The 23315-nt window shown below is 39.8% G+C and carries 24 protein-coding genes and 1 pseudogene; 9 read left to right on the forward strand and 16 right to left on the reverse strand.

What is annotated here, in order from left to right; translation table 11 throughout:
* Positions 1-16 precede the first annotated feature (16 nt).
* The 3 genes from ADG81_RS03095 to ADG81_RS03105 form a co-directional block, all read right to left on the reverse strand.
* Entirely contained in the window at positions 17-1294 is a 1278-nt protein-coding gene (locus ADG81_RS03095) for a pyrimidine-nucleoside phosphorylase (RefSeq protein ID WP_049550863.1), read from the reverse strand.
* The gene (locus tag ADG81_RS03100) at positions 1291-1881 is read right to left on the reverse strand and encodes a methyltransferase (protein WP_080978030.1); all 591 of its coding nucleotides are present in this window, start codon (positions 1879-1881) and stop codon (positions 1291-1293) included. Before ADG81_RS03100 ends, ADG81_RS03095 begins: the two co-directional genes overlap by 4 nt.
* A gap of 210 nt (positions 1882-2091) precedes the next feature.
* Entirely contained in the window at positions 2092-2475 is a 384-nt protein-coding gene (locus ADG81_RS03105; protein ID WP_232009069.1) for a hypothetical protein, read from the reverse strand.
* Positions 2476-2697: 222 nt separating this feature from the next.
* Here ADG81_RS03105 and coaA point away from each other — a divergent pair, with 222 nt between their 5' ends.
* The 3 genes from coaA to ADG81_RS03120 all read left to right on the forward strand — a co-directional run bounded on the left by coaA (position 2698) and on the right by ADG81_RS03120 (position 4499).
* A complete protein-coding gene (coaA, locus tag ADG81_RS03110) occupies positions 2698-3618 on the forward strand; it encodes a type I pantothenate kinase (protein WP_049550866.1) in 921 nt (306 codons plus the stop codon).
* A 67-nt stretch (positions 3619-3685) separates the two neighbouring features.
* Positions 3686-3922: a 30S ribosomal protein S20 gene (rpsT, locus tag ADG81_RS03115; RefSeq protein ID WP_001274000.1), complete on the forward strand. Its 237-nt coding sequence runs from the start codon at positions 3686-3688 to the stop codon at positions 3920-3922.
* 52 nt (positions 3923-3974) lie between these two features.
* On the forward strand, positions 3975-4499 hold the full coding sequence (locus ADG81_RS03120; RefSeq protein ID WP_049550867.1) for a DNA topology modulation protein: 525 nt from the start codon (positions 3975-3977) through the stop codon (positions 4497-4499).
* 26 nt (positions 4500-4525) lie between these two features.
* Here the strand turns inward: ADG81_RS03120 and deoD are convergent, their stop codons facing one another.
* The 6 genes and pseudogenes from deoD to rpiA form a co-directional block, all read right to left on the reverse strand.
* Positions 4526-5236, reverse strand: a complete 711-nt coding sequence (gene deoD, locus ADG81_RS03125; protein ID WP_049550868.1) for a purine-nucleoside phosphorylase — start codon at positions 5234-5236, stop codon at positions 4526-4528.
* 393 nt (positions 5237-5629) lie between these two features.
* Positions 5630-6913, reverse strand: a pseudogene (locus ADG81_RS03130) (chloride channel protein).
* Between the two features lie 2 nt (positions 6914-6915).
* The gene (locus ADG81_RS03135) at positions 6916-7725 is read right to left on the reverse strand and encodes a purine-nucleoside phosphorylase (protein ID WP_049550869.1); all 810 of its coding nucleotides are present in this window, start codon (positions 7723-7725) and stop codon (positions 6916-6918) included.
* On the reverse strand, positions 7722-8282 hold the full coding sequence (locus ADG81_RS03140; protein ID WP_049550870.1) for a DUF1697 domain-containing protein: 561 nt from the start codon (positions 8280-8282) through the stop codon (positions 7722-7724). The genes ADG81_RS03135 and ADG81_RS03140 overlap by 4 nt, the downstream gene beginning before the upstream one ends.
* A gap of 1 nt (position 8283) precedes the next feature.
* On the reverse strand, positions 8284-9495 hold the full coding sequence (locus ADG81_RS03145; protein ID WP_000033091.1) for a phosphopentomutase: 1212 nt from the start codon (positions 9493-9495) through the stop codon (positions 8284-8286).
* Positions 9496-9518: 23 nt separating this feature from the next.
* Entirely contained in the window at positions 9519-10202 is a 684-nt protein-coding gene (gene rpiA, locus ADG81_RS03150) for a ribose-5-phosphate isomerase RpiA (RefSeq protein ID WP_000429276.1), read from the reverse strand.
* Between the two features lie 198 nt (positions 10203-10400).
* On the opposite strand from rpiA, the gene ADG81_RS03155 reads away from it, so the two are divergent.
* On the forward strand, positions 10401-10586 hold the full coding sequence (locus ADG81_RS03155; protein WP_001068558.1) for a hypothetical protein: 186 nt from the start codon (positions 10401-10403) through the stop codon (positions 10584-10586).
* Between the two features lie 23 nt (positions 10587-10609).
* Here the strand turns inward: ADG81_RS03155 and ADG81_RS03160 are convergent, their stop codons facing one another.
* The 5 genes from ADG81_RS03160 to ADG81_RS03180 all read right to left on the reverse strand — a co-directional run bounded on the left by ADG81_RS03160 (position 10610) and on the right by ADG81_RS03180 (position 14885).
* Positions 10610-11461 (reverse strand): NAD(P)H-hydrate dehydratase, encoded by an 852-nt coding sequence (locus ADG81_RS03160; protein WP_049550871.1) that lies wholly within the window; start codon positions 11459-11461, stop codon positions 10610-10612.
* Between the two features lie 13 nt (positions 11462-11474).
* On the reverse strand, positions 11475-12296 hold the full coding sequence (locus tag ADG81_RS03165) for a hypothetical protein (protein WP_000601058.1): 822 nt from the start codon (positions 12294-12296) through the stop codon (positions 11475-11477).
* Between the two features lie 136 nt (positions 12297-12432).
* On the reverse strand, positions 12433-13290 hold the full coding sequence (locus ADG81_RS03170; protein ID WP_049550872.1) for a bifunctional methylenetetrahydrofolate dehydrogenase/methenyltetrahydrofolate cyclohydrolase: 858 nt from the start codon (positions 13288-13290) through the stop codon (positions 12433-12435).
* Between the two features lie 177 nt (positions 13291-13467).
* Positions 13468-14202: an amino acid ABC transporter ATP-binding protein gene (locus tag ADG81_RS03175; protein WP_049550873.1), complete on the reverse strand. Its 735-nt coding sequence runs from the start codon at positions 14200-14202 to the stop codon at positions 13468-13470.
* Positions 14202-14885: an amino acid ABC transporter permease gene (locus ADG81_RS03180; protein ID WP_001011642.1), complete on the reverse strand. Its 684-nt coding sequence runs from the start codon at positions 14883-14885 to the stop codon at positions 14202-14204. The genes ADG81_RS03175 and ADG81_RS03180 overlap by 1 nt, the downstream gene beginning before the upstream one ends.
* Positions 14886-15075: 190 nt before the next feature.
* On the opposite strand from ADG81_RS03180, the gene ADG81_RS03185 reads away from it, so the two are divergent.
* From ADG81_RS03185 to ADG81_RS03205, 5 genes are all read left to right on the forward strand, one after another.
* The gene (locus ADG81_RS03185; protein ID WP_000443570.1) at positions 15076-15306 is read left to right on the forward strand and encodes a DUF1797 family protein; all 231 of its coding nucleotides are present in this window, start codon (positions 15076-15078) and stop codon (positions 15304-15306) included.
* Positions 15307-15536: 230 nt separating this feature from the next.
* Complete coding sequence (locus tag ADG81_RS03190) at positions 15537-17795, forward strand: ATP-dependent Clp protease ATP-binding subunit (protein ID WP_000882498.1); 2259 nt, start codon at positions 15537-15539, stop codon at positions 17793-17795.
* A 129-nt stretch (positions 17796-17924) separates the two neighbouring features.
* The gene (locus ADG81_RS03195) at positions 17925-18377 is read left to right on the forward strand and encodes an NUDIX hydrolase (protein WP_020902950.1); all 453 of its coding nucleotides are present in this window, start codon (positions 17925-17927) and stop codon (positions 18375-18377) included.
* Between the two features lie 58 nt (positions 18378-18435).
* Entirely contained in the window at positions 18436-18735 is a 300-nt protein-coding gene (locus ADG81_RS03200; protein ID WP_000767189.1) for a DUF1827 family protein, read from the forward strand.
* Between the two features lie 135 nt (positions 18736-18870).
* Entirely contained in the window at positions 18871-19503 is a 633-nt protein-coding gene (locus ADG81_RS03205; protein WP_004256539.1) for a GNAT family N-acetyltransferase, read from the forward strand.
* Positions 19504-19550: 47 nt separating this feature from the next.
* Here ADG81_RS03205 and ezrA read toward each other — a convergent pair whose 3' ends face one another.
* Together ezrA and gyrB are read right to left on the reverse strand one after the other, a co-directional pair.
* Positions 19551-21278: a septation ring formation regulator EzrA gene (gene ezrA / locus ADG81_RS03210; protein WP_049550874.1), complete on the reverse strand. Its 1728-nt coding sequence runs from the start codon at positions 21276-21278 to the stop codon at positions 19551-19553.
* 81 nt (positions 21279-21359) lie between these two features.
* Positions 21360-23306, reverse strand: a complete 1947-nt coding sequence (gene gyrB, locus ADG81_RS03215; protein WP_000134041.1) for a DNA topoisomerase (ATP-hydrolyzing) subunit B — start codon at positions 23304-23306, stop codon at positions 21360-21362.
* Positions 23307-23315: the final 9 nt, after the last annotated feature.

The following is a 23315-nucleotide window of genomic DNA, read 5'->3' on the forward strand; positions in this document are numbered from 1 at the left end:
CGGATTCTCCTGCAGTTTATGAGATGATTTCTATAATTTCTCGTAAACTTTGCACCCTGTCATTTATTTTAACATATTTTTGAAAATCTGTAACTAGCTGAGGAGAAATTTTTCCATTTGTGTATACTTTTGCAACAATTTCTCCCTTTTGAACGGAATCTCCAACTTTCTTTTCAAAAACAATTCCTGTTTCATAGTCCAAGGCATCAGACTTGACTGCACGGCCTGCCCCCAGTCTCATAGCATAAAGCCCAAATTCCATAGCTGGAAGAGCTGAAATGACACCCGTTTCCTGAGCAGGGATTTCCACCACATGAGCCACATTGACAGGACGATAGAGGTCTTCCAAGTCTCCACCTTGGGCTTGCACCATATCCTCAAACTTAGCCAGTGCTTGGCCATTTTCAAGATGTTGTCGAACTTCTTCAACTGTCTTGTTTACATTTGCTAAACCAAGCATAATTTGAGCCAATTCACAGATGAAGTGGGTAATATCCTGACGGCCTTGACCTTGTAAAATATCCAATGCCTCAAGAATTTCAAGGCGATTTCCAATCGCTCGTCCCAAAGGTTGACTCATGTCCGTAATCACTGCTACCGTCTTCCGTCCAACAGCCTTACCAAGTTCCACCATGGTTTGAGCCAATTCACGCGCCTCATCAACAGTCTTCATGAAGGCACCCTCGCCAACAGTCACGTCTAGTAAAATAGCATCCGCTCCTGCAGCGATTTTCTTACTCATGACAGAACTCGCAATCAAAGGAATCGTGTCGACAGTTGCTGTCACGTCACGAAGCGCATATAGAAGTTTATCTGCTTTGACCAGCTGGTCTGATTGCCCAATGACAGATACTCCAATATCTTGCACCTGACGAATAAAATCCTCCTGACTGCGCTCAACTTGATAGCCCTTAATGGACTCCAATTTATCGATTGTTCCACCCGTATGGCCGAGACCACGACCACTCATTTTTGCCACAGGAACACCGAAGCTAGCAACAAGAGGAGCCAAAATCAAGGTCACCTTATCACCAACACCACCCGTAGAATGCTTGTCAACCTTAACCCCATCAATAGCGGATAAATCAAACTCTTGACCTGTCTTGACCATCTTCATGGTCAAATCAGAGATTTCTCGAGTCGTCATTCCTTTGAAATAAACAGCCATAGCAAAGGCAGACATCTGATAATCAGGGACCGTTCCTGACACATAGCCTTCTACCAGCCATTCAATTTCACTCGAAGTCAATTCTTGACCATCTCGTTTCTTTTGGATTAAATCAACTGCTCTCATTCTTTCACACTTCTAAGGATATAGTATCCCTTATCTTTTTTGACGATTTCACAATTTCCAAACACTTCCTCCATCTTTGACTTGGCACTTGGGGACCCTTGTTTTTTCTGGATAACGATTGTTAAATCTCCACCAATTTCCAAGAAATCTTTACTTTTCTCAATGATTTCATGAACCACTTGTTTGCCCGCACGGATAGGAGGATTGGAAATGACATGGTCAAAATGTCCTTCAACTTGTTCATAGATGTTGGACTGGAAAATCGTCGCTGCTACTTTATTTCGTTCAGCATTTTGTCGCGCCAAATCCAAGGCACGATTATTAATATCGACCATGGTCGCCTGAACTCCATAAGCCTTAGCCAAAGACAAGCCCAAAGGTCCGTAACCACAGCCTACATCAAGGACAGTTTCTCCTTGGTTGACCTCTAGACACTTGAGCAAAAGTTGACTTCCAAAGTCAATCATTTTCTTGCTAAAAACACCCGCATCTGTCAAAAAGGTCATTTTTTGTCCCAACAAGTCCACTCTCAACTCATGAATGTCGTGAGCAGCGTCAGGATTCTCTGCATAATACATTTTACTCATGAAACTATTTTACCATAATTTGACTTAAATTGTAAATCGTTTACAAATTGCTAATAAAACGAAAAAGACTGAGGAAAGCTAGTCAAGAAGACCTTTTCTTCAATTTCTTTCAACACTTATAAATGAATGATAAAGCATTTTAGAACTAGAAATATCACAGTCAAGATAAAACAACAAATTTATTGTCTATAATCAAGTGCATTTTCATTACTATTGCTTAACCTTAAAATACTTTATTACCAACAAGATTCCCAACAGGATATTTAGATAAAAGCCCAACTGATACGTTTTTGTCAGGAATTCCAAACTTGTCCAAAGTCGTATCAAATCTTCCAGTGACATGCGGAAGAAATAACCCTCTGTAGCAATCCATAGGACTAAAAAGAAATAACTACCAGCAGCAAGCCATTTCGTCCACCGTTTTTTTAGGAAGAAAGCAATCAAGAGCGAACAGATAAAGACAGCTGTTACAATGGCATGTTCCATCAAAAAAGTAAAACCGTAATAGGTTTCCACAAAACGTCTACCATTATCCGCATTCGCTCCTTTTAAAAAAGGTAGTGCAAAACTTAAAATAAAACAGAGTTCCAATATGTAATGTTTTCAGATTTTCATAGTACACCTCCTATATGTTGTGAACTAAAAATCCTCCTTTTATTAGCTCATAAATCAGTAGAATCTATCTCCTACTTCATCATTAAATTGTTCAGTCTCTATCTATCTCTATTATACGATATTTGATTACTATCATCAAGAAACCGCTTTATTTTTTTAGCTTTTTATGGTATGATAGACAAAATATCTAGGGGAAAATAAATGACCAACGAATTTTTACATTTTGAAAAAATCAGCCGCCAGACTTGGCAATCATTACATCGAAAGACGACACCTCCTTTGACAGAAGAGGAATTAGAATCCATCAAGAGTTTTAATGACCAGATTAGTTTACAGGATGTGACCGATGTCTATCTTCCCCTAGCTCATCTCATCCAGATTTACAAGCGTACCAAGGATGATTTGGCATTTTCAAAAGGGATTTTCCTTCAACGCGAAAGCAAATCCCAGCCTTTTATCATTGGAGTTTCTGGTAGCGTTGCCGTTGGAAAATCAACAACCAGTCGCCTACTTCAAATCTTACTCTCCCGTACACTTACAGATGCTACGGTTGAGTTGGTAACAACTGATGGCTTTCTCTATCCCAACCAGACCTTGATTGAACAAGGGATTCTAAATCGTAAGGGATTTCCTGAAAGCTATGATATGGAAGCTCTTCTCAACTTCTTGGATCACATCAAAAATGGACAAGATGTAGATATTCCAGTCTATTCTCATGAAGTCTACGACATCGTACCTGAGGAAAAACAAAGCGTCAAAGCTGCAGACTTTGTAATTGTTGAGGGGATTAATATCTTTCAGAATCCACAAAACGAGCGTCTCTATATCACTGACTTCTTTGACTTTTCAATCTATGTTGATGCCTCAGTAGATGACATCGAGAGTTGGTATCTGGACCGTTTCTTGAAAATGCTGAGTCTAGCCCAAAACGACCCTGATAGCTACTATTATCGTTTTACTCAAATGCCGATTGGGGAAGTGGAATCCTTTGCCCATCAGGTCTGGACTAGTATCAATCTCACAAATCTACAAAATTATATTGAACCAACTAGAAATCGAGCGGAAGTGATTCTTCATAAAACAAAGAACCATGAAATCGATGAAATTTACTTAAAAAAGTAATTTTCCCTTGTCAAAACGTCAGTTTTCAGATATAATGGTATAGTTAGTAAATATGGAGGTAAGAACATTGGCAAACATTAAATCAGCTATCAAACGCGCTGAATTGAACGTTAAACAAAACGAAAAGAACTCAGCTCAAAAATCAGCTATGCGTACTGCTATCAAAGCTTTCGAAGCAAACCCATCTGAAGAACTTTTCCGTGCTGCTAGCTCAGCTATCGATAAAGCAGAAACTAAAGGTTTGATTCACAAAAACAAAGCAAGTCGCGACAAAGCTCGTCTTTCAGCTAAACTTGCTAAATAAGAAACAGTCCATAGAGGCTGTTTTTTTGTCTCCAAATACGAAAAGGTAGAAAATGAAAATCGCAATTATCGGATATTCTGGTGCTGGTAAGTCAACTCTAGCAGAAAAATTATCTAACTACTACTCCACCCCCAAACTACACATGGACACACTCCAATTTCAACCTGGTTGGCAAGACAGCGACCGCGAATGGATGTTGACCGAGATGAAAAATTTTCTCACCAATCATAAAGCTTGGGTCATCGATGGTAATTATTCTTGGTGCTATTACGAAGAAAGAATGCAGGATGCTGACCAAATCATCTTTCTTAATTTTTCGCCATTGACCTGTCTCTTTCGAGCCTTTAAGCGTTATTTCACATACCGAGGCAAGGTCAGAGAAAGTATGGCAGCTGGTTGTCAAGAACAATTTAATTGGGAATTTATCAGATGGATTCTCTGGGATGGACGGACTAAAGCTCAAAAAGAGAATTACCAAAAACTTTGCCAAGAATACTCACATAAAGTCACTATTCTTCGAAACCAAAGAGAGCTAGATCAATTTCTAGATAAGAAAAGGAAGTCCTCCAATTCATAAAGAAGGGCTTCCTTTTTTGGCTATAATTATTCTGCAATCAAGGTTTCCAAACCAACCTTCATCATATCAGTGAAGGTATTTTGACGTTCTTCTGCAGTCGTGTCTTCATCTGGATTGACCAAACTATCAGAAATAGTCATGATAGCAAGCGCGTCAACATGGTGTTGGGCTGCCAGATAGTAAAGGGCTGCTGCTTCCATTTCCACAGCCTTGACCCCCCATTTACCAAGCTCGATATTCTTTTCAAAGTAGTTTGAGTAAAAGACATCAGATGACAAAACGTTCCCAACGTGGGTTGTCATACCAAGTTCTTTAGCGATATGGTAGGCCTTGTCCAGCAAATCAAAGCTAGCAATTTGTGGGAAATCGTACTGTGGCCAGTCATTGCGGATGATGTTAGAGTTGGTTGCAGCTGCTTGCGCCAAAACCAATTCACGAACGTGAACATCTTCATTCAAAGAACCTGCAGTTCCCACACGAATCAATTTCTTCACACCGTAGTCAACAATCAACTCACGCGCATAAATCGAAATAGATGGCATCCCCATCCCAGTTCCCATAACTGATACACGGTGACCACTGTAAGTACCAGTGTAACCAAACATGTTACGCACTTCGTTAAAACAAACAGCATCTTCAAGGAAGTTCTCCGCAATAAACTTAGCACGAAGAGGATCCCCAGGAAGAAGAATTTTATCAGCAATTTCACCCTGCTGAGCAGCAATATGGATAGACATAATATAAGATACCAAACCCGTCAAAAAGCAAAGGGAAAATAGGAGTTGGGTGCAGTGAGCGATGCTCGCTAGACCAACTATCTTTTTCCCACTGCTTTTAGGGTGGGTTCAATTCCTTTCTTTCTTAATTTTGATGATATTGAGAAGATTAGAGCGGCTTTTATTCAAATCCGAACTCCCTTCTCTTCTGAGTTTTTAGAAAAGTTTTCCGCTCGTGTTCAAATCAGAACATCTAGCTCTACTTTTCTTTTTTTTATTTCATAGCTAGGAAAAATCGGATTCAACAATGACTCCGATAATCCTACTACATTTTTATTTAAAACAGTTATAAATAAATTGAGAGTTTTTTTAATATTTTAAATCAAATCATTGACTAGAAGAAATGGGCATTTCCTACCTAATTACTTTATTCTTTGACTTCTGACACAGTATGCTAGCCCAAGGAAAGTGGTCTAACATTTTTGCAAATTCATAGGCTAAAACAGCTGTTACTAAGAGATACGGAAGAGAATCTATACCTAGCCCAGTGAAACCTATAACTAATCCGGTTGCAGAAATGGGCGCCCTCAAGGTCACAGACAAAAAGCAAACCGATCCCAAAAGCAAAATGCTTGGCTGGCTATCCCCACCTAGAATCATTCCAAAGAGAGCAGCTCCAGCCATCCCCAAGGCAAAAGATGGCGTAAGTGTACCACCATAGGCCCCTGCCCACAGAGTAATAAGAACAACTAATGCTTTTAAGATAAACAAAAGGAATACTGTTTTGCCATTGCTACCATTCAATACTTCCTGAGCCATCATACGTCCATTTCCAAGTAGATGTGGAAAATAACTTGCTAATCCAATAAGAAAAAGAAAAGCTGAGGGAAATGTGAGAAGTATTCGTTTATCTTTTATTCTGTTTGAAGACGCTGCCTTACTTAAGCGACCAAAAAGCCAAGCTAGTGGGGTTAAGAAAAGAAGTAATAAGGGAATAATCCATATTTCCTTTAATGACCATGTGATAGCTGGAATCTAGTAGAGAGCCTGATCTGAAATAACCCAGCCTGCTATATATGTTGAGACATAAGTAGTCAAGCCGACTAAGACAAATCGTTTAATAGATAGAGCAATTCCTAGGGTTTCAAAAACAAAGAAGACACTTGTTAATGGAACCTGATAGACAGCCGCTAAACCAGCACCAGCACCACAAGCAAGGAGAAAGATGCGATCCTTCATAGACAGTATACATATTTTTCCAATTGGCCCTGCAAATAGAGTTCCAATTTCTCGTGGTGCAGCTTCTTTGCCAATAGGGGCTCCCCCTCCAACTGCAATGATCTGCCAAATTGAATGAAATAGCTGTTTTAGAAAATGAAGCTTGTATTGTGAAGTCTCATCCTTCATCTGAGCTTTGATGGAATAAATCTTCGACCCTTTTTGCAAGAAATACCAGACCAAGGATGAACCAAGACCCACGATTATTAAACTTAGTCCTATCCGTGAGGAGGAAACTCCATCTGTCAAAAATCCACTATGATGCTCTGACTGACCAAAAGCTAGCTCCTCCACCATCTCTAAAAGATAATGGAGAACTATACCAGATAAACCCGAAACTATTCCTTGTAGAATTACTGCTAGGAAAAATCTAAAATTATAAGGGATTTTTCGAAAAATACTCCTCAATTCTATTAACATGATTACAATTCAGCAAGAATCGCTTTAAGCAAGCCTTTGAAGTCGCCTTTAACACGTTCCGTCACTTCTACAACTTCTTCGTGGTTGAGTTCTTCTTGGAAGCCTGCAGCATGGTTAGTAATACATGAAATTCCTAGAACTTTCAAGCCTGAGTGAGCTGCCACAATAACTTCAGGAACAGTAGACATACCAACCGCATCTGCTCCCAGTGTCTTATAAGCACGGATTTCTGCTGGTGTTTCATAAGTCGGACCTGTTACACCAATATAGACACCTTCGTCAAGCTTGATACCAAGTTTTTTAGCCACTTCATGGGCAGTAGCACGATATTCTGGTGTGTAGGCTTTAGACATATCTGGGAAACGAGGACCAAATTCATCCAAGTTTTCACCCATCAATGGGTTTTGACCTGTCATGTTGATATGGTCTGAGATAGCCATCAAAGTACCAGGCCCATATCCAATACCGCCAGCTGCATTGGTTACAATGACACCTTCACATCCGAGTACTTTCATCACACGAACTGGAAAAGTCACGACATCCAGAGGATTTCCTTCGTAGAAATGGAAACGACCTTGAAGAGCCAAGACCTTGCGGCCTGCCAGTTCACCATATACCAATTTACCAGCGTGACCGACTACTGTTGAACGGCCCCAGTTTGGAATATCTGCATAGTCTACTACAACTGGATTTTCGATTTCTTCTGCCAATTCTCCAAGTCCTGAACCAAGGATTAGACCAAACTCAGGGGCTGCAATTCCCTTGTCTCTCAGGAAGGAAGCTGTTTCATTGATTTTATCTAAAAATGTCATTGTGTGTCTCCTTTTTTAGTTTTTAGCATTTGACCGATTTTGTCAAAAGTTTTAGCATTGCGAATGGTGATTTGGCGGTAGAAAGGCATCTTGAGCAAGTGCTTGTGATAGGCAGTCTTAGAGTAGGTTTCCTCAGAGAATTTTCCCCAGAAAATCCCAAGTTTACCAAAATGAACAACTTCATCTTCCAGTTTCAAACTGCCTACTTTCTCGATGACTTGCTCCACATCCAAAACTTCTGTGTAAAAGAGGACGTCTTTTCGAGCCAAGTCTTCGTTCCACCAAGCTGGGAGATTTTCCACTTCTGCTTCATAGTCTTCTTGACTCAGTAAAGAAAAGCTCTGAATAAATGGATAACGAGTCCCAAAGAAAGTCTCTAACTTTTCAATCAGTTGGGATTTTGTGTCTGTCGAAGTAAAGAAAACATTGCCACTGTTGATGTAGCTTTCAGCCTTTTCCAGTCCCAAGTCTGTCAATTCTTGACGAAGCTCCTCCATGACGATCTTATTCCTGCCACCAACATTGATACCTCTCACAAGTAAAACATAGCGCGCCATCTTATACCAATTTATCTAAGAAACTTTCCCCAATCATAGCAGTTTCCACACCAAAGTTATCGGCAACAGTCGCTGAGATATCTGCAAAATGTCCGACTGGAATAACACCATTTCCTTTAAAGGCAGGGCTGTAGGCCAACAATGGAATATATTCACGAGTGTGATCTGTTCCTGCGTAAGTTGGGTCATTTCCATGGTCCGCAGTAATCAAGAGAAGGTCGTTCTCTCTCATAGCTGCGATAATTTCAGGTAAGCGTTCATCAAACTCATGCAAACAATCACGGTAACCGTGAGCATTACGACGATGACCGTAAAGGGCATCAAAGTCAACCAAGTTTGTGAACGAGAATCCTTTTTCAAACTCAGCAAGACCCATGGTCTTCAATAGTGTATCAATTCCGTGGCTGTTTGACTTGTTGTGCCCCATGTCATGGTTGATTCCCGCACCGTTAAAGATATCATTGATTTTACCAACAGCGTAAGTATCGATACCAGCTTCGTTTAATTTATCCAAAACAGTCGGTGCAAATGGAGAAACGGCTAAGTCACGACGGTTAGCTGTACGGGTGAAGTTGCCTGGCTCACCAACATATGGACGGGCAATGATGCGACCAAGAAGGGCAGGACGCTCAAGAGTAATCGAACGAGCGTACTCACAGATACGGTACAATTCATCTAAAGGAATAATGTCTTCGTGGGCAGCAATTTGCAAGACAGGGTCAGCTGAAGTATAGATAATCAACTCCCCAGTTTCCATTTGACGTGGTCCGAAATCATCAATAACAGCCGTACCTGAGTAAGGTTTGTTGGCTTCACGAATGACCTTACGTCCTGAAAATTCTTCGATTTTTGTAAGGATTTCTTCTGGGAATCCATTCCAGAAAGTATCAAAAGGTTCTGTAATGTTAAGGCCCATGATTTCCCAGTGACCAGTCATAGTATCCTTACCAAGAGATACTTCTTCTAATTTTGTTGCATATCCTGTTGGATTGCTTTCAGCTGGAACAGTCTTAAGAGGAGTTTCTCGAGGAATATTTCCAAGACCAATTTTAGCCATGTTTGGGACATTCAAACCAACTGCTTTTGAAATGTGTCCTAATGTGTCAGAAGCTCCATCTGGAACCCCTGCATTGACAAAGTTATTGGCATCTGGTGCAGCACCGATTCCTACAGAATCTAGTACCACCAAGTGAATACGATTAAATTTTGACATAATGTGTCTCCTTATTATGTTGATTAGTTTGCTTTTGTTGAAGTTAAAATCTGAACCCCATCTCGTCCAGCAACGATGACCTTATCCACCATTTGGTTGAATAAGCCGTGCTCTACAACACCAACGATATGGTCCAATTCTTGCCCGAAGGCAATTGGATCTTCAATGACATCCAAGGCAAGGTCAATGATAAAGTTCTGCATATCGGTCACAAAACGTTGGCCATCTTTTTCACGGAAACTTGGTTTGTAGCCAGCTCGTTCAAAACGACGAAAGACCTGTTCTGCGCCATACTGAACCACTTCTACTGGCAATTTAAAAGCACCCAGTTTCTCGACTAGCTTGCTTTCATCCACTACCCAAATATATTCTTTTGAGGGCGTTGCTACAACCTTCTCCATCAGAAGGGCACCACCACCGCCTTTGATTCCGTTAAACCGGCTATCCACTTCATCCGCTCCATCAACCGTCACATCGACAACATCTACTTGGTCAATAGACTTGAGCGGGATATTAAGCCCTTCAGCCTGTTTACTAGTCACACTAGAAGTCGTTACAGCTGTAATCTGTAACCCTTCTTCCTTAATCCGACGACCAATTTCTTCTACAAAATAATAGGCAGTAGACCCCGTTCCTAGTCCGACTACCATTCCATCCTTGACAAACTCAGCAGCCTTGATACCTGCCATTTTTTTCAGATTTTCCACTCAAACACCTCCATTAAAGAGCTAACTTTATTATAACATGTATCACTTTTTATTTCATGGATACACTGAAAAAAACCGAACATTTTTATTTTTATGTCCACCTTGTTTTGGTAGTTAGAATATTAGCCAAAAGTAGCAACAGTTGATTTTTTATCATAAAGATGATTAAATAGGTAAGTAAAGAAAAGGAGAAATAAGATGAACCCATTAGATTTGTTTAACCAAGTAAAAGAATTAATCGAAACAAAAGATTTCGAAGCGGCAAAAACATTTGTTGCAGAAAATCAAGAACAGCTTGGAGAATACTTCTCCCAAGCTCAGCAGTTAATTTCTGGTTCTGAAGGTCTAGATGGCCTCGTTGGAAAGATTAAAGGATTTTTCTAAAAATATAAAGGCGCCTGAAACGATCAGGTGCCTTTTTGAGATATTTTTTTCATTATTTTGAGAAGATGACTACTGATTTCCGTCGGCAAGACCACATAATGTTCTTGAGATAGTTCTTGGGCTATGGCTGAATGAAGATGGGTTGCTACTGCCACACGTTCGTAGAGACTGGCCTGTCGAAATTGGCCTACAAATCCTGCAATCATCCCAGCCAGAGTATCTCCCATTCCCCCAGTCGCCTGATAGGGACCACCAACCTGTAACTGGTAATAATCAGATTGGCCAACTTGCCAAATACGAGTAGCTGAACTTTTTTCAACTAAAATCGTTCCTTGAGGGAAGGAAGTCAGGGCACTAGCCGTTGCAGCTTCGCTTTGATTTTCAATAGCAATACCAGACAGCTTTTCCCATTCTTTTTGGTGGGGAGTTAGGATAAGCTGGTTAGACGGAAATGACAAACTTGTCCTAGCAAGGATGGTTAAGGCCCCTCCGTCTACAATCAAAATCTGATTCTTTTTTAAGCTAGCAAAGACCTGTTTGACTAGATCTTCTCCAAAAGCATCGTCTCGTAAACCAGGTCCCAGCAAAACAACTTCTGCCTTCTCCAATTGCTCTTTTAACAATTGCTGGTCTTGAAGAGAAAAGGCCATAGCCTCAGGTAAATGACTGTGCAAAGCCGAGATATTTTCCCTATCTGTTCCAACAGACACCAAACCAGCTCCACTTTTAACAGCTGCCAAAGTAGCCATGATGATAGCACCACCATAAGGATAAGTCCCACCCAGCAACAGCAAACAACCATAGTCTCCTTTATGACTGGTACGAGAACGTTCAATAATGACTTTTTCTAATAATGCTTGCTCAATCACTCTCATCGTTTTTCCTCAACTATCCTTTATCTGATTGTTTTAAAACAACTTGATAGACTTTCTTAGTCCACTCTTCTAAGTCTTCTCCAGCATAGTCAAGATAATACACCCTATCTTGTATTTTGGTTGGAATAATATTTTCAAATTGGCTCTTATTATGAGTTGGAATAATGCAAATATACAACTCACTTAATAAATTAAGCATGTCCTTAATTTTTACAGCATGGTAACCATCAAAAATATAACCAGGAACTTTAATCAAATCTGTATAGATAAAATGAAAACTTACTCCAGGAATAAACTTGTCTTGTAATTCTTTCTCTGAAGGAGCTCGACCTAATAAACGCTCCATCGCCAATCGATAACCAGAACTTGTATTTGACCACCCTAACATGACATAGTCAAAATAATCTATCGGATCAGATGCAGCATTTCGACTATCCAAAACCAACTCCTCAGCATCTCGCCCAAAGGCTTTCACAGCAGATAAAAGACGACCAGTTTTAAAAATAGAAATCGCTGCATCTATAGTCGTAGTATGACTACAGTAGTCTGAAGTCACTAACCTCTTATGTAGGTCATAAGTCGAGGCTACTCTTTTATCTGTAGGAGTAAATGGTGGCAGAAAGGGATGCTGACAGATGTAATCTAAAATTTCTTTTTTTAAACAAGAATCAGCACACTCAATACTTGTTTGACGTTTATGAAGTTTTTCGTAAGCTATAAATTTAGCAATTTTTTCTAATTCCCACTCTTGAATATTTGGATAATCAATTAGTGCTAAGTAGTATATTCCATCCCATTGTAAACTATATTCCCCATTATAAATTTTTAAAATCATCTAATCACCTCACTCCATTATACAACAAAAAGGAGGCGCAGACCTCCTTTTGTAATCTTATATCTAAAATTTAATATTCATTTCTGACATTTTAGATATAGCTATAGAAAACACACTCTCTTCAGCGAATTCTCTCTTATTTTCTTTCCAATGTCCGAACTGCTGCCTGATAAGTTTGTTCCATCAGCATAGTAATGGTCATAGGACCTACACCTCCAGGAACTGGCGTAATATGGCTAGCAAGTGGGGCAACTGCCTCATAATCAACATCCCCACAGAGCTTACCATTTTCATCGCGGTTCATCCCGACATCGATGACAACCGCACCAGGTTTTACAAAGTCAGCAGTCACAAACTTAGCACGACCGATTGCAACAACCAGAATATCTGCTTTAGCAGCCACCTTGGCAAGATTATGAGTCCGTGAGTGGGTCAAAGTCACTGTCGCATTCTTTGCCAAAAGAAGCTGGGCCATAGGTTTTCCAACGATATTGGAACGACCAATGACGACCGCATTTTTACCTTCCAAGTCAATCCCATATTCATGAAACATTTCCATAATTCCTGCAGGTGTAGAAGGAATCATGACTGGATGACCAGACCAGAGACGTCCCATGTTTAGGGGATGGAAACCATCCACATCCTTTTCTGGATCAATGGCCAATAGAACCGCCTCTTCATCAATATGTTTTGGTAATGGTAACTGGACCAAAATTCCATGCCAAGCTGGATCTTGATTGTATTTGGCAATCAAGTCTAACAATTCCTCTTGAGTAATGGTATCTGGAACTCGCACAACTTCACTACGGAAACCAGCCGCAAGGGCTGACCTCTCCTTGTTACGAACATAGACTTGGCTTGCTGGATTATCCCCAACCAAAATCACTACCAAACCAGGTACTAAACCTGTCTCTTCCTTTAATTTTTCAGTCTTTTCAGCCAACTGTCCTTGTAACTTAGCTGCCAGAGCCTTCCCATCAATAATCTGTGTCATATCACTTCTCTTTTCTTTCAAATATCTTCCATTATACCAAAAACTGCTAATCCCCTCTAACACTTCTTTCCTAGGCTATCTTATAGTTTCAAACTATAAGAAAAAGCTCGAGTCGAGCTTTTCATTAATCTATATTTTATATGTAAAGTTGGCTACAAATAGCTAAACAAAGCTAACTTATAAAACCTTACTCAAGAAGTCTTTAGTCCGTTGTTCTTGGGTTTGTTCAAAAATCTGTTCAGGTGTTCCATCTTCAACAACCACGCCGCCTGCCATAAAGATGACACGATCTGCCACCTCACGGGCAAATCCCATCTCATGTGTTACGATAACCATAGTCATTCCTGACTTGGCTAGGTCTTGCATAACAGCCAACACTTCACCTACCATTTCAGGGTCCAGGGCTGAAGTTGGCTCGTCAAAGAGCAAAACATCAGGTTCCATAGCCAACCCACGCGCGATGGCAATCCGTTGTTGCTGCCCGCCCGACAGACTCTGTGGATAAGCGTCTGCCTTATCTGGCAAACCAACTTTTTCCAAAAGTTCCTGAGCTCTCTTCTCTGCAACGGCCTTACTTTCACCTTTGGTCTTGATAGGAGACAAGGTGATATTTTTCATCACAGTCATATTAGGAAAGAGATTAAATTGTTGGAAGACCATGCCCATCTTCTCACGCATGGCAAACAGGTCATTCTTCTTGTCCGTAATATCAACTCCCTCAAAGATAACCTTACCCTTGGTCGCTTCTTCCAACAAATTCATAGAGCGAAGCAAGGTAGATTTCCCACTCCCTGAAGGACCGATGATAACGACAACCTCTCCACGTTTAATCTCGAGATTGATGCCCTTCAATACTTCATTCTTTCCAAAGGATTTATGTAAATTTTCAATTTTTATCAAGGTTTCCGTCATTATTTCTTATCTCCTTGTCCCATACGTTTTTCAAAAGCTTTCAAAGCCACTGTCAAAATAGAAGTCATAATCAAGTAATAAAAGGCCGCAAATAAAAGTGGTGTTAAAGGTAGATAGGTTGTTGTAGAAACTGTTGTAGCTCCATTCCATAACTCCATGACACCAATAGCTGATAAGAGAGAACTATCTTTGATAATAGTGATAAATTCGTTTCCCAATGCTGGCAAAATATTTTTGATTGCTTGTGGCAAAATCACATATCTCATAGCGTTTTTAGGACGAATCCCTAGCGAATAAGCCGCCTCTAGCTGCCCCTTAGGAACCGCATTAATCCCAGCCCGAACAGTCTCAGAAACATAAGCACCACTGTTCATTGAGATAATCAAAATCCCTGGAATCAGACGAGAAAGATCAACACCCAAAATCCCGACCTGAATAGTCGGAGCATTGATATGCATAAGAGCAAAGGCAATCATAATCTGAACCATCATTGGCGTCCCGCGGAAAATCCAAACGTACAAGTTGGCTAGCCAAACAAGCGGTTTAAACTTTGAACGTTGCCCAAAAGCCAAGACAACACCCAAAATAGTTCCCAAAAAGACAACACAGATAGAAATGAGAACCGTCACAACAGCCCCATAGTTAAAATAAGGTAAATACTTAGGTAAAAAAGAAAAATTCATAGTCACACTGCTTTCTAAAATAGAATACTGTATGATTATAACATCAATTGAATTAAAATTCAAATCTTTTGTCTAATTTATTCAAAAAAACTTTAAGCTAGTAGAATTAGCGAGAAATCTTAGTTTTTTCTAGGCAAGTTGGCCTCCTTTATGGTAAAATAGTAACGATAAGAAATGAAGGAGAATCAAAATGGAATCACATTTGGTTAGAATCATCAACCGCCTTGAAGCAATGGCAAAAGACGGCGGAAATTTAAAACGTAATTTTGAACGCGAAGGAGTTGTTGTTGCAGAAGTTGCATACAGCCATGATGAAGAAAACGGCTCAATCTTTACCCTTCGTGATGTCGAAGCTCGCGAAACTTATACGTTTGATAGCATTGACTTGATTGCAATGGAAATTTACGAACTTCTTTACTAATACAAAACAAGCTGGGATTACACCCTGCATGTCTAACCAAAATCCTTTTTGTCTCACAAATAGGATTTTTTTATAGTCCAAATCCACAAAGTTCTTCATTGTAACAACTTCTCAAAGCTGCAATCTTTTTACTTGCTTTACACCCCAATCCTGTTATAATGAGAGTATAGAAATTTGACTATTTTTGACCATTAAACAGGTCAGGCTAAATAAAGAAATGAGGTAGATGTATGCTTTGTCAAAACTGTAAAATCAATGACTCAACGATTCATCTTTATACCAATCTCAATGGAAAGCAAAAACAAATTGACCTCTGTCAAAACTGCTATAAGATTATCAAGACAGATCCTAACAATAGCCTCTTTAAAGGTATTACGGATCTGAACAATCGTGACTTTGATCCCTTTGGTGATTTCTTCAATGACCTAAACAATTTCAGGCCTTCTAACAATACTCCTCCGACTCCCCCAACCCAATCAGGTGGAGGTTACGGTGGAAATGGCGGTTATGGTTCCCAAAATCGTGGACCTGCTCAAACTCCTCCACCAAGCCAAGAAAAAGGCCTACTGGAAGAATTTGGTATCAACGTAACTGAAATTGCCCGTCGTGGAGATATTGACCCCGTTATTGGGCGCGACGATGAGATTATCCGTGTCATAGAAATTCTCAATCGCAGAACCAAGAATAATCCTGTTCTTATCGGTGAACCAGGTGTCGGAAAAACTGCCGTTGTCGAAGGTCTAGCTCAGAAAATAGTTGATGGAGATGTTCCCCATAAACTACAAGGAAAACAAGTCATCCGTCTGGATGTGGTTAGCTTAGTTCAAGGAACGGGTATCCGTGGACAATTTGAAGAACGCATGCAAAAACTCATGGAAGAAATTCGCAAACGTGAGGACATCATCCTCTTTATCGATGAAATCCATGAAATTGTCGGTGCTGGTTCTGCGGGCGATGGCAATATGGATGCAGGAAATATCCTCAAGCCCGCCCTTGCTCGTGGAGAGCTGCAATTGGTCGGTGCTACTACCCTCAATGAATACCGTATCATTGAAAAAGATGCAGCCCTAGAGCGTCGTATGCAACCTGTTAAAGTGGATGAACCAACAGTGGAGGAAACAATTACTATCCTCAAAGGCATTCAAAAGAAATACGAAGACTACCACCACGTTCAGTATACCGATGCTGCAATTGAAGCAGCTGCAACTCTGTCCAATCGCTACATCCAAGATCGCTTCTTGCCTGACAAGGCCATTGACCTCCTAGATGAAGCTGGTTCTAAGATGAACTTGACCTTGAATTTTGTGGATCCTAAAGTAATCGATCAGCGCTTGATTGAGGCTGAAAATCTTAAATCTCAAGCTACACGAGAAGAAGATTTTGAGAAGGCCGCCTACTTCCGTGACCAGATTGCCAAGTATAAGGAAATGCAAAAGAAAAAGGTCACAGACCAAGATACTCCTATCATTAGTGAGAAAACCATTGAGCACATTATCGAGCAGAAAACCAATATTCCTGTTGGTGATTTAAAAGAGAAAGAACAATCTCAACTCATCCATCTAGCCGAAGACCTCAAGTCTCATGTTATTGGACAAGATGATGCTGTCGATAAGATTGCCAAGGCTATTCGCCGTAATCGTGTCGGTCTCGGTACCCCTAACCGCCCAATCGGAAGTTTCCTTTTCGTTGGGCCAACTGGAGTCGGTAAGACAGAACTTTCCAAACAATTAGCTATCGAACTCTTTGGTTCTGCTGACAGCATGATTCGCTTTGATATGAGTGAATATATGGAAAAACACAGTGTGGCGAAATTAGTCGGTGCCCCTCCAGGTTATGTCGGCTATGACGAGGCTGGGCAATTAACTGAAAAAGTCCGCCGCAATCCCTACTCTCTTATTCTCTTGGATGAAGTAGAGAAAGCCCATCCAGATGTCATGCATATGTTCCTCCAGGTCTTGGACGATGGTCGTTTAACAGATGGACAAGGACGTACCGTTAGCTTCAAGGACGCCATCATCATCATGACTTCAAATGCAGGTACAGGTAAGGCAGAAGCTAGCGTTGGATTTGGTGCTGCTAGAGAAGGACGTACCAACTCTGTTCTTGGTGAACTCGGTAACTTCTTTAGCCCAGAGTTTATGAACCGTTTTGATGGTATTATCGAATTTAAGGCTCTCAGCAAAGATAACCTCCTTCAGATTGTCGAGCTTATGCTTGCAGATGTTAACAAACGTCTTTCTAGCAACAACATTCATTTGGATGTAACCGACAAGGTCAAGGAAAAATTGGTTGACCTTGGTTATGATCCAAAAATGGGAGCACGCCCACTTCGTCGTACTATTCAAGACTATATTGAGGACGCAATCACTGACTACTACCTTGAAAATCCAAGCGAAAAAGACCTCAAGGCAGTGATGACCAGCAAGGGTAACATTCAAATCAAATCTGCCAAAAAAGCTGAAGTAAAGACTTCTGAAAAAGAAGTATAAATCCTATAGAAAAGGAGTAGAAAATGAAAATTTTCTGCTCCTTTTTACTAAAATAACTATAAATTCTTGACAGCTAGGCCTTTGTCCATTAAGATAATAATAAAGATAATAGATAATGAGGAAAATGCAATGGCAAACCCAACTTTCGGAGAAAAAAAAGCGAATACAGACTATGTTTCACGCTATGGCGTATATGCAGTTATACCTGATGCTGAACAAAAACAAATTGTTCTTGTTCAAGCACCCAATGGCGCTTGGTTCCTACCAGGTGGCGAAATTGAAGCTGGTGAGAACCATCAGGAAGCCCTAAAACGTGAATTGATTGAAGAGCTTGGCTTCACAGCTGAAATTGGTGCCTATTACGGACAAGCTGACGAATATTTCTACTCTCGTCATCGTGACACCTACTACTACAATCCTGCCTACCTCTATGAAGCAACTTCTTTCAAAGAAGTGCAAAAGCCACTAGAAGACTTTAATCATATTGCCTGGTTCCCTATTGATGAAGCTATTGAAAATCTCAAACGTGGTAGCCATAAATGGGCAATCCAATCATGGAAAAAACAGCATAAGATTGACTAAATCCAGCCACTTTATTCAAAAAGTGCTATAATAGAATTAGAAAATCGGAGGAAATGTTATGAAGCTAATCAATACGACAAACTCACACTCGCAACTTGTTAAAAGCCAGCTAGAAAGTACAGACGCAACCCTTGTTGAGGTCTATTCTGCAGGGAATACCGATGTTATTTTTACCCAAGCTCCGCTTCACTATGAAATCCTCATCTCAAACAAACACCGCGCTATTCGAGAACCTGAAATCGAAGCTATTCAAGAATTTTTCTTGAAACGTAAAATTGATAAGGACTCTATTGATGAGGCCAATATCAAAACCCTCTATTCAGAAAAATTAATTGGAATTTCGATTCCAACCAAATAAAATCTTGGAGAGATTAGAAAGTGCTTTGAACCTTATGGAACAAAATTAGGTTTATTTAGCTTTTTAAATCATCTCCAATTTTTTATCTATAAAATCTTGTCATACAAGATTTTGTAGATAATTAAGGAGACAAACATGGGAGACATCATATATAGAGAGGCAAGAATTGAAGAAAGCGAAAAAATTGGAAAATTATTAGCCAATTCCTTTCTTGACTATCCCTTTTTAACGATTATAACTGATGATTTGAAGAAACCTGACTCCTATCCTGCTTTTGTAGAAACGTTGCAAATTCTGCTTACTAGAGTCTATATTAAGAAGGGAAACTGTTTAATTGCGGAACAGGATGGAGACTTACTTGCAGTCGCCCTTTTGCAACAAAAAGATTTCTGTATACTATCCTATCTACGAAATGGAGGAACAAACATTTTTCGCTACATTCGACCACAAAATCTCCTTAAATACTTTGACTTTGTAAAACGTTCCAAAAAGCATTTAGAACAATCAGGGGAGTTTGATTGGTATTTGATGGCTTTAGCTGTCAATATAGAAAGTAAGGGGCGGGGAATAGGCAGTACTTTTCTGACACAAGGGATTGAACCTTATGTCAAATCAAAAGGCTGTAAACACTTGGGACTCATAACTAGTACAGCTAGAAATACCTCATTCTACGAAAAAAACGATTATGTATTACTGGACCATATGGACTTAGAATATGGGTCAAAATCAATTGGTAACTGGGCATTTTTAAAAACTATAAATAAATAAAAAAAATTTGGTGCTGCTTATCACAGAACCAAATCTTTTTTATTATGTTAGAAACGAATCGTCTCACGTGTTTTTTCGTATGAAGTGACAAAACGGTTGGTTACACCTGGTTCTGCAACTTCCAAAGCTTGCGAAATCTTATCAAATGAAGCATGATAATCAAATTCTTTTTCAAAAATTTCTAATGATTCATTAAAAGCTTCTTGAATTCGTTCATCAAATGAGCGATAACGGTTCGAATACTGTAGCAATTGTTCTGTCAACGTTGCATATTGAACAATATTATATGTTTCTTCTTCAAGTGCTTCCATATCATTTGTTGCAATTTCAAGCATCCGGTTCACAGCTTCTATATTGACCCGAGCTTCTTCTAGTTCAGCCATCAACTCTTCAGTATGGTTACTTGCTGTAAAGAACAACTGTAAGAAATTCTGAGGAATACCTGGAAGATTGCGTTTTTCCATATATCTCTTAATTGTGTGAAGACGATTAACATAAACATTTGCCTTCTGGCGAGCATTGATATCATCTTTTTCAATCTGAGCAAGACGTTGACTAACCTCAACTTGTTCATCTTCAATTTCCTTCAAAGTAGCTTGTAAGTTTTCCAAACGTTCTTCAAGGAATGAATAAGGTTCAGAATGTTCCTCTTGTTCAGAAGTTAGTTCCAATACAGATTCTTCTAAAGATTCTAACTCAGCTTGTAATCTATGAACATGACTAACATCCGTTTCAGATAGTAGGTAATTGTTACTCAATCGTTGAATATCTTCCACTAAAACAGCATTACTATCTTTCATGTGTTTCAAATATGTAGGAAGGGTTGCAACTAAGCCTTCTACTACCTTTTGAGCTGCAATTTCTCGTGTAAAGATATCATAGAGTGCATTGATTTCTTCTTGAACTTGAGTATTTTCATACTCAGCATTATCCAACTCTAATTGTGCAATATTTTCGTGATTTTTCTTCAAAGCTTCATAAAGCAATTGGAAGCGAGATTCAATATCCGTTTCAGCAAAATGATAGTTAGCATCTAAAAGCTTACGGTAACCATCTTCCAAGTCTTCCAATTGATCAGGTAGCTCTTTAGATAATGTTTTTACAATTGCTGGCAAGCGGTCAACAATGTGAGTCAAAGCCAAGATATGGTTTTCAGCATTGTCCAAAATCACAGCTGCTTCTACTGGATCTCCAGACGAATTTAAAGTTACAAACTGAGAAAACTCTGATTGGATATTTTCCAATTGTTTTTCAATTTCAGATAAACCTTGGCCATATTCTTCAGAATGATCAGCAACTCTGTGTTGCAACTCCTCAAACAAGTCCAAGGTATGAAGAACACGTCCACTATTTTTAGACTCTTGTTTCTCCAAATCTGCTAAAGCATTGCGAATTGCCGCAATATCTTCTTCAATCAAGGTAATTTGGCTCTCGATTTGGTCAATTTGATGGCTGGCCTTGAAAAAACGGAATGAGTTATTGTAGCCTTCTGCTTCAAAAAGATTATTTTCGATATCAGCAAAAGAGTTAAGAGATAGGTCAACCCATTTTTGGTTCCACTCACGGAAAGTCACTTGACTTTGTCCAATCAAGTGCATATTTTTTACAGCTTCAACTTCATCGTTTACTGGAAGATTGTACAGCTCTTCTTTTTTCTCTTCTAAAATTGCTAATTTACTTTCATTGCGTTTTCGTACGTAGATTGCGATAGCATAAGCAATCACTAAGAAAACTGCAACTGCAATTATCAAATAAATTACTAGTCTAGCAGACATATTAAACTCCTTTTTTACTTGAAACAATCGTAACGATTATATCATATTTTTTATACCAAGGGAACTACTTCTCCCTATTTTTTAGACATCAAGTGTACTATAGACAGCATTTTCTTCGATAAACTCACGACGAGGCTCTACTCGATCCCCCATTAACATATCAAAGATTTTATCTGCTTCTGCAGCATCATCCACAGAAACTCTAGCCATCAAGCGATGTTCGGGATCCATGGTTGTTTCCCATAACTGATGGTCGTCCATTTCACCTAGACCCTTATAACGCTGAATAGTCGGTTTGGTACGACCTTCACTATAACGGGCCAAGGCTTCTTGGAGTTTGATTTCTTGGTCTGCTCCTGGCTGGATATATTCTTTAATCTCACTTCCAACCTTGACTCCATAGATTGGTGGTTGGGCAATATAGACATAACCAGCTTCTAGAATTGGTTTCATATAACGATAAATCAAGGTTAAAAGAAGGGTACGAATGTGGGCTCCATCGACATCGGCATCGGTCATCAAAACGAGTTTTTGGTAACGGGCTTTTGAAACATCAAATTCTGCGCCAAATCCTGTTCCCATCGCTGTGAAAAGACTTCTAATTTCTTCATTAGCAAGAATCTTATCCATACTTGCCTTTTCAACGTTCAAAATTTTACCACGAATCGGAAGGATTGCCTGAAATTCACGGTTACGACCAGATTTGGCTGACCCACCAGCTGAGTCTCCTTCGACGATGAAGAGTTCTGTTTCGGCAGGATTATTAGAAGAACAGTCTGCTAGTTTACCTGGAAGGTTGGAAATTTCCAAACCAGATTTTTTACGAGTGACTTCTCGCGCACGCTTGGCAGCCACACGAGCCTTAGCAGCCAAAATTCCTTTTTCCACAATTCTCTTGGCAATCTGTGGATTTTCCATGAGGAAATCAGAAAAGGCATCGCTGAAGAGACGATTGGTAATCTTGACCACTTCGCTATTTCCCAATTTTGTCTTGGTCTGTCCTTCAAATTGTGGATTTGGGTGTTTAACTGAGATAACTGCAGTTAATCCTTCGCGGACATCTTCCCCTGTTAGATTATCTTCATTGTCTTTCAGTAACTTATTTTTACGAGCATAATCGTTGATAACACGAGTCAAGGCTGTACGGAAACCTTGTTCATGCGTTCCACCTTCATGGGTATGAATATTATTGGCGAAACTCATGACATTTTCATGGTAACCCGTTGTGTACTGCATGGCTACTTCGACTGTGATATCATCCATTTCACCATCTGTGTAGATTGGTGTATCAAAGATAACATCCTTGTTCTCGTTGATATATTCAACGTAACTAGCAATCCCACCTTCATAGTGGTAATGCTTAGTTTGTTCTAACCCCTCACGCTTATCTGTGATGGAGATTTGAAGACCACGATTTAGGAAAGCCAACTCTTGAATCCGTTTATTTAATTTATCAAAATCAAAGGTTGTTGTTTCCGTAAAGATTTCTGGGTCCGGTGTGAAGTGAACTGTTGTTCCCGTTTTATCCGTATCTCCAACCACCTCAAGGTCCGCGACAACATGACCACGACGATATTCTTGGTAATGAATCTTACCATTTTTGTGGACATGAACGTCTAATTGAGTAGAAAGAGCATTAACTACTGAAGACCCCACTCCATGAAGACCACCTGAGACCTTATATCCGCCACCGCCAAACTTTCCTCCAGCGTGAAGAACAGTAAAGACAGTCTCAACGGCAGGCCGACCTGTTTTTTCCTGAATATCGACTGGGATACCACGCCCATCATCGACAACAGTAATCGAATCATCTGGCTCAATAAAGACTTGAATATGGCTGGCAAATCCTGCCAAGGCCTCATCAATTGAGTTATCAACAATTTCCCAGACTAGATGGTGAAGACCTTCTTTTGAGGTTGATCCGATATACATCCCTGGACGCATACGAACAGCTTCTAGGCCTTCTAAAACTTGAATTTGACTGGCATCATAATCCTGTGCCTGCAGATTTTTGATTTCTTCTGTCATCTTATTCCT

The organism is Streptococcus pseudopneumoniae, assembly GCF_001070815.1.
Taxonomy (GTDB): Bacteria; Bacillota; Bacilli; order Lactobacillales; family Streptococcaceae; genus Streptococcus; species Streptococcus pseudopneumoniae_P.

What these genes read in the sequence shown, in the direction of transcription:
- ADG81_RS03175 (WP_049550873.1), bottom strand. Translation starts at nt 14,202, where the DNA reads ATGACGGAAACCTTGATAAAAATTGAAAATTTACATAAATCCTTTGGA.
- ADG81_RS03095 (WP_049550863.1), bottom strand. Translation starts at nt 1,294, where the DNA reads ATGAGAGCAGTTGATTTAATCCAAAAGAAACGAGATGGTCAAGAATTG.
- ADG81_RS03180 (WP_001011642.1), bottom strand. Translation starts at nt 14,885, where the DNA reads ATGAATTTTTCTTTTTTACCTAAGTATTTACCTTATTTTAACTATGGG.
- ADG81_RS03190 (WP_000882498.1), top strand. Translation starts at nt 15,537, where the DNA reads ATGCTTTGTCAAAACTGTAAAATCAATGACTCAACGATTCATCTTTAT.
- gyrB (WP_000134041.1), bottom strand. Translation starts at nt 23,306, where the DNA reads ATGACAGAAGAAATCAAAAATCTGCAGGCACAGGATTATGATGCCAGT.
- ADG81_RS03160 (WP_049550871.1), bottom strand. Translation starts at nt 11,461, where the DNA reads ATGAGAGTGATTGAGCAAGCATTATTAGAAAAAGTCATTATTGAACGT.
- ADG81_RS03140 (WP_049550870.1), bottom strand. Translation starts at nt 8,282, where the DNA reads ATGGCGCGCTATGTTTTACTTGTGAGAGGTATCAATGTTGGTGGCAGG.
- coaA (WP_049550866.1), top strand. Translation starts at nt 2,698, where the DNA reads ATGACCAACGAATTTTTACATTTTGAAAAAATCAGCCGCCAGACTTGG.
- ADG81_RS03200 (WP_000767189.1), top strand. Translation starts at nt 18,436, where the DNA reads ATGAAGCTAATCAATACGACAAACTCACACTCGCAACTTGTTAAAAGC.
- ezrA (WP_049550874.1), bottom strand. Translation starts at nt 21,278, where the DNA reads ATGTCTGCTAGACTAGTAATTTATTTGATAATTGCAGTTGCAGTTTTC.
- ADG81_RS03165 (WP_000601058.1), bottom strand. Translation starts at nt 12,296, where the DNA reads ATGATTTTAAAAATTTATAATGGGGAATATAGTTTACAATGGGATGGA.
- ADG81_RS03135 (WP_049550869.1), bottom strand. Translation starts at nt 7,725, where the DNA reads ATGACATTTTTAGATAAAATCAATGAAACAGCTTCCTTCCTGAGAGAC.
- ADG81_RS03195 (WP_020902950.1), top strand. Translation starts at nt 17,925, where the DNA reads ATGGCAAACCCAACTTTCGGAGAAAAAAAAGCGAATACAGACTATGTT.
- ADG81_RS03155 (WP_001068558.1), top strand. Translation starts at nt 10,401, where the DNA reads ATGAACCCATTAGATTTGTTTAACCAAGTAAAAGAATTAATCGAAACA.
- ADG81_RS03100 (WP_080978030.1), bottom strand. Translation starts at nt 1,881, where the DNA reads ATGAGTAAAATGTATTATGCAGAGAATCCTGACGCTGCTCACGACATT.
- ADG81_RS03170 (WP_049550872.1), bottom strand. Translation starts at nt 13,290, where the DNA reads ATGACACAGATTATTGATGGGAAGGCTCTGGCAGCTAAGTTACAAGGA.
- deoD (WP_049550868.1), bottom strand. Translation starts at nt 5,236, where the DNA reads ATGTCTATCCATATTGCTGCTCAGCAGGGTGAAATTGCTGATAAAATT.
- ADG81_RS03145 (WP_000033091.1), bottom strand. Translation starts at nt 9,495, where the DNA reads ATGTCAAAATTTAATCGTATTCACTTGGTGGTACTAGATTCTGTAGGA.
- ADG81_RS03205 (WP_004256539.1), top strand. Translation starts at nt 18,871, where the DNA reads ATGGGAGACATCATATATAGAGAGGCAAGAATTGAAGAAAGCGAAAAA.
- ADG81_RS03185 (WP_000443570.1), top strand. Translation starts at nt 15,076, where the DNA reads ATGGAATCACATTTGGTTAGAATCATCAACCGCCTTGAAGCAATGGCA.
- ADG81_RS03120 (WP_049550867.1), top strand. Translation starts at nt 3,975, where the DNA reads ATGAAAATCGCAATTATCGGATATTCTGGTGCTGGTAAGTCAACTCTA.